15 protein-coding genes are annotated in these 12,798 nt (G+C 65.8%); 13 read left to right on the top strand and 2 right to left on the bottom strand.

Annotated elements, in window-relative coordinates:
• Nucleotides 1-364 precede the first annotated feature (364 nt).
• A complete protein-coding gene (pbpG, locus tag ACN8ZM_RS11480) occupies nucleotides 365-1,531 on the top strand; it encodes a D-alanyl-D-alanine endopeptidase (protein ID WP_420209998.1) in 1,167 nt (388 codons plus the stop codon).
• A gap of 93 nt (nucleotides 1,532-1,624) precedes the next feature.
• Here the strand turns inward: pbpG and ACN8ZM_RS11475 are convergent, their stop codons facing one another.
• The gene (locus ACN8ZM_RS11475; protein WP_034183553.1) at nucleotides 1,625-2,434 is read right to left on the bottom strand and encodes an IclR family transcriptional regulator; all 810 of its coding nucleotides are present in this window, start codon (nucleotides 2,432-2,434) and stop codon (nucleotides 1,625-1,627) included.
• 182 nt (nucleotides 2,435-2,616) lie between these two features.
• Between ACN8ZM_RS11475 and ACN8ZM_RS11470 the strand changes: the two genes are divergently transcribed.
• The 12 genes from ACN8ZM_RS11470 to iscX all read left to right on the top strand — a co-directional run bounded on the left by ACN8ZM_RS11470 (nucleotide 2,617) and on the right by iscX (nucleotide 11,740).
• Nucleotides 2,617-3,339: a (Fe-S)-binding protein gene (locus ACN8ZM_RS11470; RefSeq protein ID WP_069248359.1), complete on the top strand. Its 723-nt coding sequence runs from the start codon at nucleotides 2,617-2,619 to the stop codon at nucleotides 3,337-3,339.
• 34 nt (nucleotides 3,340-3,373) lie between these two features.
• Entirely contained in the window at nucleotides 3,374-4,786 is a 1,413-nt protein-coding gene (locus ACN8ZM_RS11465; RefSeq protein WP_043190348.1) for a lactate utilization protein B, read from the top strand.
• 129 nt (nucleotides 4,787-4,915) lie between these two features.
• The gene (locus ACN8ZM_RS11460) at nucleotides 4,916-5,143 is read left to right on the top strand and encodes a hypothetical protein (protein WP_043190346.1); all 228 of its coding nucleotides are present in this window, start codon (nucleotides 4,916-4,918) and stop codon (nucleotides 5,141-5,143) included.
• Nucleotides 5,144-5,244: 101 nt separating this feature from the next.
• Nucleotides 5,245-5,727, top strand: a complete 483-nt coding sequence (locus ACN8ZM_RS11455) for a low molecular weight protein-tyrosine-phosphatase (RefSeq protein WP_089450885.1) — start codon at nucleotides 5,245-5,247, stop codon at nucleotides 5,725-5,727.
• A 114-nt stretch (nucleotides 5,728-5,841) separates the two neighbouring features.
• Nucleotides 5,842-6,381, top strand: a complete 540-nt coding sequence (iscR, locus tag ACN8ZM_RS11450) for a Fe-S cluster assembly transcriptional regulator IscR (RefSeq protein WP_009691731.1) — start codon at nucleotides 5,842-5,844, stop codon at nucleotides 6,379-6,381.
• A gap of 64 nt (nucleotides 6,382-6,445) precedes the next feature.
• Nucleotides 6,446-7,669, top strand: coding sequence for an IscS subfamily cysteine desulfurase (locus tag ACN8ZM_RS11445; RefSeq protein WP_043190335.1), 1,224 nt, complete (start codon nucleotides 6,446-6,448; stop codon nucleotides 7,667-7,669).
• A 68-nt stretch (nucleotides 7,670-7,737) separates the two neighbouring features.
• Nucleotides 7,738-8,145: a Fe-S cluster assembly scaffold IscU gene (iscU, locus tag ACN8ZM_RS11440; RefSeq protein WP_006481982.1), complete on the top strand. Its 408-nt coding sequence runs from the start codon at nucleotides 7,738-7,740 to the stop codon at nucleotides 8,143-8,145.
• Between the two features lie 64 nt (nucleotides 8,146-8,209).
• The gene (gene iscA / locus ACN8ZM_RS11435) at nucleotides 8,210-8,533 is read left to right on the top strand and encodes an iron-sulfur cluster assembly protein IscA (RefSeq protein WP_014896627.1); all 324 of its coding nucleotides are present in this window, start codon (nucleotides 8,210-8,212) and stop codon (nucleotides 8,531-8,533) included.
• A gap of 97 nt (nucleotides 8,534-8,630) precedes the next feature.
• Complete coding sequence (gene hscB, locus ACN8ZM_RS11430; RefSeq protein WP_011352560.1) at nucleotides 8,631-9,158, top strand: Fe-S protein assembly co-chaperone HscB; 528 nt, start codon at nucleotides 8,631-8,633, stop codon at nucleotides 9,156-9,158.
• 54 nt (nucleotides 9,159-9,212) lie between these two features.
• Nucleotides 9,213-11,081, top strand: coding sequence for a Fe-S protein assembly chaperone HscA (gene hscA / locus ACN8ZM_RS11425; protein WP_420209997.1), 1,869 nt, complete (start codon nucleotides 9,213-9,215; stop codon nucleotides 11,079-11,081).
• An 88-nt stretch (nucleotides 11,082-11,169) separates the two neighbouring features.
• Nucleotides 11,170-11,511, top strand: coding sequence for an ISC system 2Fe-2S type ferredoxin (fdx, locus tag ACN8ZM_RS11420; RefSeq protein ID WP_043190328.1), 342 nt, complete (start codon nucleotides 11,170-11,172; stop codon nucleotides 11,509-11,511).
• A 19-nt stretch (nucleotides 11,512-11,530) separates the two neighbouring features.
• The gene (gene iscX / locus ACN8ZM_RS11415) at nucleotides 11,531-11,740 is read left to right on the top strand and encodes a Fe-S cluster assembly protein IscX (RefSeq protein ID WP_011352557.1); all 210 of its coding nucleotides are present in this window, start codon (nucleotides 11,531-11,533) and stop codon (nucleotides 11,738-11,740) included.
• A 129-nt stretch (nucleotides 11,741-11,869) separates the two neighbouring features.
• On the opposite strand, the gene ACN8ZM_RS11410 is transcribed toward iscX, so the two are convergent.
• Entirely contained in the window at nucleotides 11,870-12,601 is a 732-nt protein-coding gene (locus ACN8ZM_RS11410) for a glycine zipper 2TM domain-containing protein (RefSeq protein ID WP_420209996.1), read from the bottom strand.
• Nucleotides 12,602-12,798 lie beyond the last annotated feature (197 nt).

Here is a 12,798-nt window from a genome sequence, read left to right as displayed (position 1 = left end):
GGAACGTTATCCTTCTGTTCCTGTCGAAAAACGCGCCGTTTCGATGCGTGTACCGTGGCGACGTGCCGTCGTCATGGCCGAGACTGGCGCCCCTGGCACCCCGAGCGCCGGATACGTAGTTTCCCCGCTTTAAATCGCCTCCGAAGTGACGTTATCTCAATTAACCGTGTGTAATCGGGAGACGGGTACTGTCGGGCAGCGCATCCCATCAATTTTTTCGATGGGAGCGGGAGGGTTCATTGGTCAGAGGTTGGCCGACCCTTACATTCCGGTTTAACGACGATCGGTAAGTGCCTAATATTGCTCTTTTTTTCAGCTTTAACTACACTTGCGGAAACCTCCCGCCCGCTTTGTCCAGACCCCAATGAAAGCCGAATCGTTTTCACCGCGCAGATTGTTGCAGAGCATGACGCTCGGCACGGCTGTGTCGGTCGCAGTCGCCTTGCTGGCGACCACCGCGACCGTCGCGCCCGCTGACGCCTTTGCCGCCACTGCGAAGACCCAACAAGCCGCCAAGAAAAAGGCTGTCGCTCCTGCTTCGTCCGCGAAGAAGAAGTCTGCCAAGGCCAGCTCCGACAAATCCGCCAAGGTCGCCGCAGCCGACGCGCCGCGCGCGAAGGCATCGCGCAAGCGCGTGACGCTCGCGTCGAACGTGCATGGCGGCCATCACGGCGCAGTCCGCAAGGTCGCGTTCCAGCCGCGCCGGCCGACCGTCGGCCAGGCTTTCGGCCTGCACGACACGCCGGACGCGCTCGCGCTGCGTTCGAGCGTCGCGTACGTCGTCGACCAGAATTCGGGCGAGCCGCTGTTCGACAAGAATTCGCACGCCGTCGTGCCGATCGCGTCGATCTCGAAGCTGATGACCGCAATGGTCGTGCTCGACTCGAAGACGCCGATGACCGACCAGATCGAAGTCACCGACGAAGACCGCGACTACGAGAAGGGCACGGGCTCGCGCCTGTCGGTCGGCTCGGTGCTGTCGCGTGAAGACATGCTGCACATCGCGCTGATGGCGTCGGAAAACCGCGCGGCCGCTGCGCTGTCGCGTTACTACCCGGGTGGCCGCCCGGCGTTCATCGCCGCGATGAACGCGAAGGCGAAGTCGCTCGGCATGACCGACACGCACTTCGAGAATTCGACCGGTCTGTCGAGCTCGAACGTGTCGAGCGCGCGTGACCTCGTGAAGATGGTCAATGCGGCATACCAGTACCCGATGATTCGTCAGTTCTCGACCGATCGCACCTACGAGGTGTACACGGGCAAGCGCAATCTCGTCTACAACAGCACGAACGCACTGATCCGCGGCAATGGCTCGTGGGACATCGGTCTGCAGAAGACGGGCTTCATCAACGAAGCGGGCGAATGCCTCGTGATGCAGGCGACGATCCACGGCAAGCCGATGGTGATGGTGCTGCTGGATTCGTTCGGCAAGTATTCGCGCTTCGCCGATGCGGCGCGCCTGCGCAACTGGCTCGATGCCGGCGGCGGCGAGCGCCTGACGGCGGCCAACACGCCGAACGGCGGGACCTGATCGCACGCTGGCGTGGCGGTTCGCTGCCACGCCGATGGCTGAAAAAAAAGCCCCGCAATCGCGGGGCTTTTTCATTGGGTGCGCGGGAGCGGCTTACGCCTGCCGCTGCAGCCCGTCTGCGTCCTTCGCGGGCGCCGGCCGGTAGCCGAGCGATTCCGAAATGGTGAGGGCCGTCCGGCTCAACTGGCCGAGCCACGCATCCTGCAGACGATCGGCCGGTGCCGACAGCGACAGGCCCGCGACGAGCTTGCCCGAATCGTCGTAGATGCCGGCCGCGATACAGCGCACGCCGAGCTCCAGCTCCTCGTTGTCGCGCGCGCACGATTGCTGGCGGACGATCGTCAGCTCGCGCTCGAGCTTCGCGATGTCGGTGATGCTGTTCTGCGTATGACCAGACAGCCCCGTGCGCGTCGCATAGGCGCGCACGCGCGACGTTTCGTCGGCCGCGAGGAACAGCTTGCCGACCGACGTGAGGTGCAGCGGCGCGCGGCCACCGATCGCACGGACGACCTGCATCCCCGAACGCTCCGAATACGCACGCTCGATGTAGACGATCTCGTCGCCCTGGCGTACCGACAGGTTCACGGTCTGCCCGGTGAGGCGGTGCAGCTCGCGCATCGGCATCAACGCCGCGTCGCGCACCGACAGGCGCGCCTTCACGAGGTTGCCGAGCTCCAGCAGCCGCATGCCGAGGCGGTAGGTGCCGGGATCGGAGCGGTCGACGAGACGGCAGGTCACCATGTCGTTGAGGATGCGGTGCGCGGTCGACGGGTGCAGCTCCGTCCGCTGCGCAAGTTCCTTCAGGCTGACAGGGTCACTGTGCGCGGCGAGCGCGTCCAGCAGCCGCATCATACGTTCGATCACCTGGATCGACGTTTTGGAATCCGGGGTGGGTTGGCTCATGTCGGGGGAGAAATCGGTTGACGCGTCAAGCGGTGTTGCAACGATTGTATCTCGTATCGTGAAAAAAGCGAACGGCGTTCGAGGAAATCCTCGTTTCGCGCGGTGCGGGCTTGTGCGCGAGCGGCGTTGGTCTTGCCGGCCAAACGGCGGATAATGAGAGCCGTTTTCTCGAAGGAGCACGTATGCGAGTCGGTTTGTTCGTGACCTGCCTGGTCGATCTGATGCGCCCCGAAATCGGTTTTTCGGCGCTCAAGCTGATTCGCGACGCCGGCTACGAGGTGATCGTGCCGCCCGCGCAGACTTGCTGCGGCCAGCCGGCCTACAACTCGGGCGACCGCGCGCTGGCGCGCGATCTCGCGGAAAAGACCTTGCGCGAGTTCGAGCAGTTCGATTACGTCGTCGCGCCGTCGGGGTCATGCGGCGGGATGATTCGCGCGCATTACGGCGACCTGTTCCGCGACGACCCCGAGCTGATGGGGCGCTATACGCGGTTCCAGCAGAAAGTCTACGAACTGACCGATTTCCTGGCGAATGTCGCGAAGGTGTCGCTCGCGCCCGGCGAATTCACGGGGCCCGTCACCTATCACGATTCGTGCTCGGGCCTGCGCGAGCTCGGCGTGAAGGCGCAGCCGCGCGCGCTGCTCGCACAGCGCGGCATCGCGGTCACCGAGATGAAGGACTGCGAGCACTGCTGCGGCTTCGGCGGCACGTTCGCGGTCAAGTACGGCGACATTTCGGCGGCCATCGCGGACGAGAAATGCGCGAACGTGCGCGCGTCGGGTACGGGCGCCGTCGTGCTCGGCGATCTCGGCTGCATGCTGAACATCGAAGGGCGGTTGCGCCGCACCGGCGACCGCGACACGCGCGTGCTGCACGTCGCGCAGGTGCTGGCGGGCGACGTCTGACGCCCGGTTCCGCTCACTTTTCCCCGATACCGCGATGCAAGTCCAATCGATGCATTTCAAGGCGCGCGCCGGCCAGAAGCTGGCCGACCAGCGCCTGCAGCAGAACCTGAAGAAGCTGTCGACGAAGTTCGTGTCCGCGCGCGCCGATGCGATGACCGCGATCGACTTCCCGGCCACGCGCGCCGCGCTGAAGGCCCGCCGCAACCGCGCGCTGGAGAACCTCGACGTGTGGCTCGAGGCGTTCGAGCGCGAGGCGACGCGGCGCGGCACGACGGTGCTGTTCGCCGAAACGACCGCGGACGCCGCGCGGCTCGTGGCCGACATCGCGCGCCGTCACGACGTGAAGAAGGTCATCAAGACCAAGTCGATGGTGTCGGAGGAAATGCGCCTGAACGCGGTGCTCGCGGAGATGGGCGTGCAGTCGATCGAGACGGATCTCGGCGAATACATCCTGCAGATCAACGACAACGAGCCGCCGAGCCACATCATTGCGCCCGTCGTCCACAAGGACAAGGACGAGATTGCCGACCTGTTCGCGCGCACGCACCACCGCGAGCGGCTCACCGAGATTCCGGACATGACGCGTGAAGCGCGCGAGGTGCTGCGCCCGCATTTCATGTCGGCCGACATGGGCGTGACGGGCGGCAACTTCGTGATCGCCGAGACCGGCTCGGTCGCGATCGTGACGAACGAAGGGAACGAGGGGATGTGCACGGTGATGCCGCGCGTGCATGTGGCCGTGACGGGCATCGAGAAGGTGCTGCCGACGCTCGAGGATCTCGCGACCGCGATGCGCCTGCTGCCGCGTTCCGCGACGGGGCAGAAGACGTCGAACTATTTCTCGCTGCTGACCGGGCCGCGGGGCCCCGGCGACGAGGACGGCCCCGAGCACAACTACGTGGTGCTCGTCGACGGCGGCCGCACCGGGCTGATCGGCGGCGAGTTCCAGGAAATGCTGCGCTGCATCCGTTGCGGCGCTTGCATGAACCATTGTCCGGTTTACCAGAAGGTCGGCGGCCATGCGTACGGCTGGGTCTATCCGGGACCGATGGGGTCGGTGCTGACGCCGAGCTACGTCGGGCTCGACCGCGCGCTCGACCTGCCGCAGGCCGCGACGCTCTGCGGGGAATGCGACAGCGTATGTCCGGCCGGGATTCCGTTGTCGCATCTGTTGCGCACGCTGCGCGAGAAGCAGGTCGAGCGGCACCTGCGGCCGTGGCGCGAGCGGGCGGCGCTCGCCGCATGGGGCTTCGTCGCGCGCCGGCCGATGCTGTACGCGCTGACGACCAAGCTCGCGGTGCGCATCCTCGAGCGGCTCGGCGGCAACGGCGGCACGCTGCGGCGCCTTCCAATGATGGGCGGCTGGATGGATACGCGCGACATGCCGACGCCGACCGGGCGCACGTTCCGCGAGCTGTACGCGGCGTCGCAAAGCCACCTCGGCTGACGACTGTTCATCCGGCGACAACAGTGCGTTCGCTATTTGTATATTTATCTCGATAGGTGCGGTCTATAGAATCCTGTCTGTAGTCCCCGGAATTGGGTTTCGGGGTACGAGGTCAAGGAGGTCCGCATCATGAGAAAGACAATATCGATGTACTGGCCGCTGGCAATCGTCGTCCCGCTGGCTGCGGCTGCCTATCTGCATGCGATGGCCGATGCGCCGTCGCGTGGTCCGCTCGCGGTTCACCAGGCATCCGCCGAGCTGGCGCGTGCGGTGTCGTTCGGGCTGGTCGGCGACGCGGCGAAGCCGCTGCCGGCGGCATCCGGCGACGTCGTGCTCGCTGCGCCGAAGGCGCTGTAATGCAGGGCGCCGTCGCTTTGCGCGGCGGCGCGATTTCGGCCGCCTTTGTATAATGGCGCGTTCTTCTCCCACGCGGTCCGCCGCGGCTTTCCGATAGTGCGATGACCCGCGTTTCGATCTGTTTCGTCTGTCTTGGCAACATCTGCCGTTCGCCCACCGCGGAAGGCGTGATGCGGCACCAGGTCGAAGCGGCCGCGCTGGCGGACCGGATCGCGATCGATTCCGCTGGCACCGGCGACTGGCATGTCGGCGAGCCGCCCGATACGCGTGCGCAGTCGGCCGCTCGCGGCCGCGGCTACGACCTGTCGGCGCTGCGCGCACGCCAGGTGAGCGCGGCGGATTTCGAGCGCTTCGACCTGCTGCTCGCGATGGACGAGGCGAATCTCGCGGAATTGCAGCGGCGCTGCCCGTCGCAACATCGCGACAAGGTGCGCCTGCTGATGGAATTCGCGCCGGGCGCGACCGAAACCGAAGTGGCCGATCCGTATTTCGGCGGCGCGCAGGGCTTCGAACAGGTGCTCGATCAGGTCGAACGCGCGTGCGCGGGCCTGCTGGAGACGCTCCGGGCCCGCACGGAGCGCTGATCGCACGGTATTCAGCGGTCTGCGAATACCCTATCAAAAGCATGGATACTTGACTAAATTCGTCAAATATTTATACTTGACCAAAATCGTCAAGATTGCAGTCCCCTAGACACCATGAGACTCACCACCAAAGGCCGTTTCGCCGTCACGGCGATGATTGACTTGGCACTGCGCCAGGAGCAGGGCCCGGTGACGCTTGCAGGCATCAGCCAGCGCCAGCGGATTTCGCTCTCGTATCTCGAACAGCTGTTCGGCAAGCTGCGCAGGCATGAAATCGTCGAATCCGTGCGCGGCCCGGGCGGCGGCTACAACCTCGCGCGTCGCGCGCAGGACGTCACCGTTGCCGACATCATCATCGCGGTCGATGAACCGCTCGACGCCACGCAGTGCGGCGGCAAAGGCACGTGCGACGGCTCGAAGCAGCCCGACGGCCATTGCATGACGCACGAGCTGTGGTCGACGCTGAACCAGAAGATGGTCGAATACCTCGATTCGGTGTCGCTGCAGGATCTCGTCGATCAGCAGCGCGCTCGCGAGGGCGCACCCGCGGTGCTGCGCGACCGGCGCACGCCGGAGCCCGTCGCGGCGCCGGCCGAGCCGGTGCGCACGATGCCGCTCGGCCCGAATTCGGTGTTCAACATCGCGAGTTCGTGAGCGCGAAGGCGCCGCCATACCCCATAACGCACATAGTCCCTGCACAGAATTCCCGGAGCGACAGATGACCCAAGACACTCTCCACCTGCCCATCTACATGGATTACAGCGCGACGACGCCGGTCGACCCGCGCGTGGTCGACAAGATGGTGCCGTACCTGCGCGAGCAGTTCGGTAACCCGGCGTCGCGCAGCCACGCGTATGGCTGGGATGCGGAGCGTGCGGTCGAGGAAGCGCGCGAGAACGTGGCCGCGCTCGTGAACGCGGATCCGCGCGAGATCATCTGGACGTCCGGCGCGACGGAATCGGACAACCTCGCGATCAAGGGTGCCGCGAACTTCTACAAGGGCAAGGGCAAGCACATCATCACGGTGAAGACCGAGCACAAGGCTGTGCTCGATACCTGCCGCGAGCTCGAGCGCGACGGTTTCGAAGTCACCTACCTCGACGTGAAGGATGACGGCCTGATCGACCTCGACGTGTTCAAGGCCGCACTGCGCCCGGACACGATTCTCGTGTCGGTGATGCACGTGAACAACGAGATCGGCGTGATCCAGGACATCGAGACGATCGGTGAAATCTGCCGCGAGAAGGGCATCGTGTTCCACGTCGACGCCGCACAGTCGACCGGCAAGGTCGCGATCGACCTCGCGAAGCTGAAGGTCGACCTGATGTCGTTCTCGGCACACAAGACCTACGGCCCGAAGGGCATCGGCGCGCTGTACGTGCGTCGCAAGCCGCGTGTGCGCATCGAAGCGCAGATGCACGGCGGCGGCCACGAGCGCGGCATGCGTTCGGGCACGCTGGCGACGCACCAGATCGTCGGCATGGGCGAAGCGTTCCGCATCGCACGCGAAGAAATGGCGACGGAAAACGAGCGCGTCCGCATGCTGCGCGACAAGCTGCTGCGCGGCCTGTCGCAGATCGAAGAAACGTACGTGAACGGCGACATGGAGCGCCGTGTCCCGCACAACCTCAACATCAGTTTCAACTTCGTCGAAGGCGAGTCGCTGATCATGGCGATCAAGGACGTGGCGGTGTCGTCGGGCTCCGCATGCACGTCGGCGTCGCTGGAGCCGTCGTACGTGCTGCGTGCGCTCGGCCGCAACGACGAGCTGGCACACAGCTCGATCCGCTTCACGGTCGGCCGCTTCACGACGGAGCAGGAAGTCGATTTCGTGATCAACCTGCTGAACAGCAAGATCGCGAAGCTGCGCGAACTGTCGCCGCTCTGGGAAATGCACCAGGAAGGCATCGATCTGTCGACGATCGAATGGGCCGCACACTGAGCGCCGGATTGAACATACCCGCGGGCGGATTCGCGCACGCAGACGTAACGAGTCAAGGAGTCTGAGTCATGTCTTACAGCAACAAGGTTCTGGATCACTACGAAAACCCGCGCAACGTCGGTTCGTTCGCGAAGGACGACGACACGGTCGGCACGGGCATGGTCGGCGCGCCGGCCTGCGGCGACGTGATGAAGCTGCAGATCCGCGTCGGCGCGGACGGCGTGATCGAAGACGCGAAGTTCAAGACCTACGGTTGCGGTTCGGCGATCGCATCGAGCTCGCTCGTCACCGAATGGGTGAAGGGCAAGACGCTCGACGAAGCCCTGTCGATCAAGAACACGCAGATCGCTGAAGAACTCGCGCTGCCGCCGGTGAAGATTCACTGCTCGATTCTCGCGGAAGACGCGATCAAGGCAGCCGTGGCCGACTACAAGAAGCGTCACGACACCAAGGAAGGCGATCAGGCAGCAGCCTGAGCGGCATCGAGCAGCTTGAGAAGGACCGCGGCGGGCCCCGGTGGCGCGCCGCGGCAAGGACATCATGGCAATTACACTGACCGAAAAAGCAGCACAGCACGTCCAGAAATACCTCGTCCGTCGCGGCAAGGGTGTGGGCCTGCGGCTTGGCGTTCGCACGACCGGGTGCTCGGGGCTCGCGTACAAGCTCGAGTATGTCGACGAGCTGGCTCCCGAGGATCAGGTGTTCGAGAGCCATGGCGTGAAGGTCATCGTCGATCCGAAGAGCCTGGCCTACATCGACGGCACCGAGCTTGATTTCGCACGCGAAGGCCTGAACGAAGGGTTCAAGTTCAACAACCCGAACGTGAAGGACGAGTGCGGCTGCGGCGAATCGTTCCGCGTGTGACCACGCGGATCTCCGCGCGATGCGGGCAAGAGGCGGCACGGGCCGCCTTTTTAATGTGCGGCGTTTGCCGCGCGACGAACCGGAATTGAACGCGACGATGGTCTCGCTGAAAGACAGCCACTTCGACCTGTTTCACCTGCCGGCGCAATTCGCGCTCGACGAGACGGTGCTCGACGCCGCCTATCGGACGGTGCAGACGCAGGTGCATCCGGACCGCTTCGCGGCGGCCGGCGATGCGCAGAAACGCATCGCGATGCAATGGGCAACCCGCGCGAACGAGGCGTACCGCACGCTGCGCGATCCGCTGAAGCGCGCGTCGTATCTGCTGTCGCTGCGCGGCGTCGACATCGGCGCGGAAAACAACACCGCGATGGAGCCGGCGTTCCTGATGCAGCAGATGGAGTGGCGCGAGGGCATCGAGGATGCCGCGGCCGCCCGCAACGTCGACGCGCTCGACGCGCTGCTCGCCGAGTTGCGCGAAGAGCGGCGCGTGCGTGTGGAGCGCCTCGGTACGCTGCTCGACAGCGGCGCGGATCAGGCGGCCGCCGAGGCCGTGCGCCAGCTGATGTTCATCGAACGGGTCGCGTCGGAAGTGGGCGCGCAGATCGAGCGCCTCGAAACTTAACCGCGTGCCTTGCGGCACGCGCAGCAAACGGGCCGAGCGCCCGAACGAACCAAGATGGCTTTACTGCAAATTTCCGAACCGGGCATGGCGCCGGCGCCGCATCAGCGGCGACTCGCCGTCGGGATCGATCTCGGCACGACGAATTCGCTCGTCGCGGCCGTGCGCAACAGCGTGCCCGAAGTCCTGCCGGACGAAGCGGGCCGCGTGCTGCTGCCGTCGGTGGTCCGCTATCTCGAGAAGGGCGGCCGCCGCATCGGTTACGAGGCGAAAGAGCAGGCCGCGACCGATCCGCGCAACACGATCGTGTCGGTCAAGCGCTTCATGGGCCGCGGCAAGGCCGAAGTCGAAGGCGCGGCGAACGCACCGTACGAATTCGTCGATGCGCCGGGCATGGTGCAGATTCGTACCATCGACGGCGTGAAGAGCCCGGTCGAAGTGTCGGCCGAGATTCTCGCGACGCTGCGCTATCGCGCGGAAGATTCGCTTGGCGACGACCTGGTCGGCGCAGTGATCACGGTGCCCGCGTATTTCGACGAAGCACAACGCCAGGCGACCAAGGATGCCGCGCGCCTCGCGGGCCTCAACGTGCTGCGCCTGTTGAACGAACCGACCGCCGCGGCGATTGCCTACGGTCTGGACAACGGCGCCGAAGGCCTCTACGCGGTGTACGACCTCGGCGGCGGTACGTTCGACCTGTCGATCCTGAAGCTGACGAAGGGCGTGTTCGAAGTGTTGGCCGCAGGCGGCGATTCCGCGCTCGGCGGCGACGATTTCGACCATGCGCTGTTCGGTCACGTGCTCGCGCAGGCCGGCATCGATGCGAAGACGCTCGCGCCCGAGGACGTGCGCCTGCTGCTCGACCGTGTGCGCGTGCTGAAGGAAGCGCTGTCGTCCGCACCGGATGCGTCGCTCGACGTCACGCTGTCGGGTGGCGCGCACCTCGTGCAGACGATCTCGCACGACACGTTCGCGTCGCTCGTCGAACCGCTCGTGCAGCGCACGCTCACGCCGACCCGCAAGGCGCTGCGCGACGCGCAGGTGACGCCGGCCGACATCAAGGGTGTCGTGCTCGTCGGCGGTGCGACGCGCATGCCGGTGATCCGCGATGCAGTCGCGAAATATTTCGGCCAGCCGCCGCTCGTGAATCTCGATCCGGACCAGGTCGTCGCGCTCGGCGCGGCGATCCAGGCCGATCTGCTCGCAGGCAACCGCGGCACCGGCGACGACTGGCTGCTGCTCGACGTGATTCCGCTGTCGCTCGGTGTCGAGACGATGGGCGGCCTCGTCGAGAAGATCATTCCGCGCAACTCGACGATTCCGATCGCGCGCGCGCAGGAATTCACGACCTTCAAGGACGGCCAGACAGCGATGGCGATCCACGTCGTGCAGGGCGAGCGCGAGCTCGTCGCCGACTGCCGGTCGCTCGCGCGTTTCGAGCTGCGCGGCATTCCGCCGATGACGGCCGGCGCCGCGCGCATTCGCGTGACCTACCAGGTCGACGCGGACGGCCTGCTGTCGGTGTTCGCTCGCGAGCAGCTGTCGGGCGTCGAGGCCTCGGTCGTCGTGAAGCCGTCGTACGGTCTTGCCGACGACGACATCGCGAAGATGCTCGAGGACAGCTTCAAGACCGCCGAAATCGACATGCGCGCACGCGCACTGCGCGAAGCGCAGGTCGAAGCCGAGCGGATGCTCGAGGCGACGCAGGCTGCGCTGGCGGCCGACGGCGAACTGCTCGACGCGGACGAACGCACGCAAGTCGACACGCTGGCCGCGGCGCTGCGCGCGGTGGCCCAAGGCGACGACACGAACGCGATCGAAGCGGCGACCAAGGCGCTGGCCGACGGCACCGACGAATTCGCCGCGCGCCGGATGGACAAGAGCATCAAGCGCGCGTTGTCGGGCCGCCGGCTCGACGAGATCTGAACTCACGCACTGCGCATCGGCCGGCGACGGCCCGCGCGATAATGAACCGTGCGGCGCCCGGCGCCGCACCCTGACTGACGGAACGGACATGCCTCAACTGGTGGTGCTGCCTCACGTCGAACTGTGCCCGGATGGCGCAGTGATCGACGCGACGCCCGGCAAGAGTATCTGCGACAACCTGCTCGAACACGGGATCGAGATCGAGCATGCATGCGAGAAGTCGTGCGCGTGCACGACGTGCCACGTGGTGATCCGCGAAGGCTTCAACGATCTGACGCCGTCCGAAGAGGACGAGGACGATCTGCTGGACAAGGCGTGGGGCCTCGAGCCGACGTCGCGCCTGTCGTGCCAGGCGATCGTGACGGAAGATTCGGACCTGGTGGTCGAGATCCCGAAGTACTCGATCAACCACGCGAAGGAAAACCACTGACAGGAACCGGAGGCAGGCGATGAAATGGACCGATTCGCGTGAAATAGCCATTGCGCTGGCGGACAAGCACCCCGACATCGACCCGCAGCGGATCAACTTTGTCGACTTGCGCCAGTGGGTGCTCGAACTCGACGGCTTCAACGACGATCCGACGCACTCCGGCGAGAAGATCCTCGAAGCGATCCAGGCGCACTGGATCGACGAATCGGACTTCGACGACGAGGACTGAACACCGCGTGCGCCGTAACGGCGCGGACGGTTGGCAATGAAAAACGGCTCGTGAGCAATCGCTCACGAGCCGTTTTCATTTTCAGTCGCGGTTGCCCGCGCGCGTGACGCGGGCAGGGGAGTCACGCGATCATGCGCCCACCAGCGTCCCGTTCTCGATCCGCACGCGCTGGCCCTGGCCGAACGGCGGCTGCTGGTTGTGGTACGTGAACGTGCGCGTCGCGCCGCTCTCCATCTGCACTTGCACCTGGTAGTCGGTTTCCGCGCGCACCTGCTTTTCGACCTGGTTGCCGGCCAGGCCGCCACCCAGTGCGCCGATGATCGTCATCGCGGTGCGGCCGTTGCCGTGGCCGAACTGGTTGCCCAGCAGGCCGCCCGCCGCGGCGCCGCCGACCGCGCCGATGCCCGAGCTCTGGCCGGGCGTACGGATCGGCGTGACCGCGACGACCGTACCGCAGCTCTGGCAGTAGGTCTGCGCGGGTGCCGACGGCTGCTGGGCGTATTGCGGCGGCTGCGGTGCCGTGGTGTGGCGGCGGTGCGGCGCAGCCGGGCGCGGCGCGGGTTTCGGCTCGGCCTGCGCGATGGCGGCCTTCTGCTGCGCGGCAGCCTGTTCGGCCGCCTGCTGCTGGGCCTGCGCGGCGAGCGCGGCGCTGGCGGCCGCGGCCGTATCGACGGCCGGCTGCGATGCGATCAGCGCGGCCTGGGTCTGGCCGTTCTGTTCGTTGCTGCTGCTGGCCTTCGGGAACACGCCCGTGATCGCTGCCGTGGCTGCGAGGCTGGCGACGATGACGGCGCCTGCGGCGGTGGCGATGAGCGGGTGGAGGCGTTGCTTTTGCGGCGTGGTCTGATTCTGGTTGTCCATTTTTTTCTCCGATGTCGATCCGGATCGGCACATCGGTGCCGGGCCGGACCCCACGCTCGGGAGCGAGCAGACTTGGCGTTCCTGCGCCTCGTTCTGGTCCCGTGGTCATGCGTGGTGACGCAACAGGAGTGTCATCCACCGGCTCGCGGCGCACCGTATCAAGGTGTAACGAATTGCAGCGGGGCGCAGGCGGTCGT

The organism is Burkholderia aenigmatica (assembly GCF_048627025.1).
Lineage (GTDB): Bacteria > Pseudomonadota > Gammaproteobacteria > Burkholderiales > Burkholderiaceae > Burkholderia > Burkholderia aenigmatica.
This window is presented reverse-complemented; position numbering and strand designations above follow the sequence as displayed.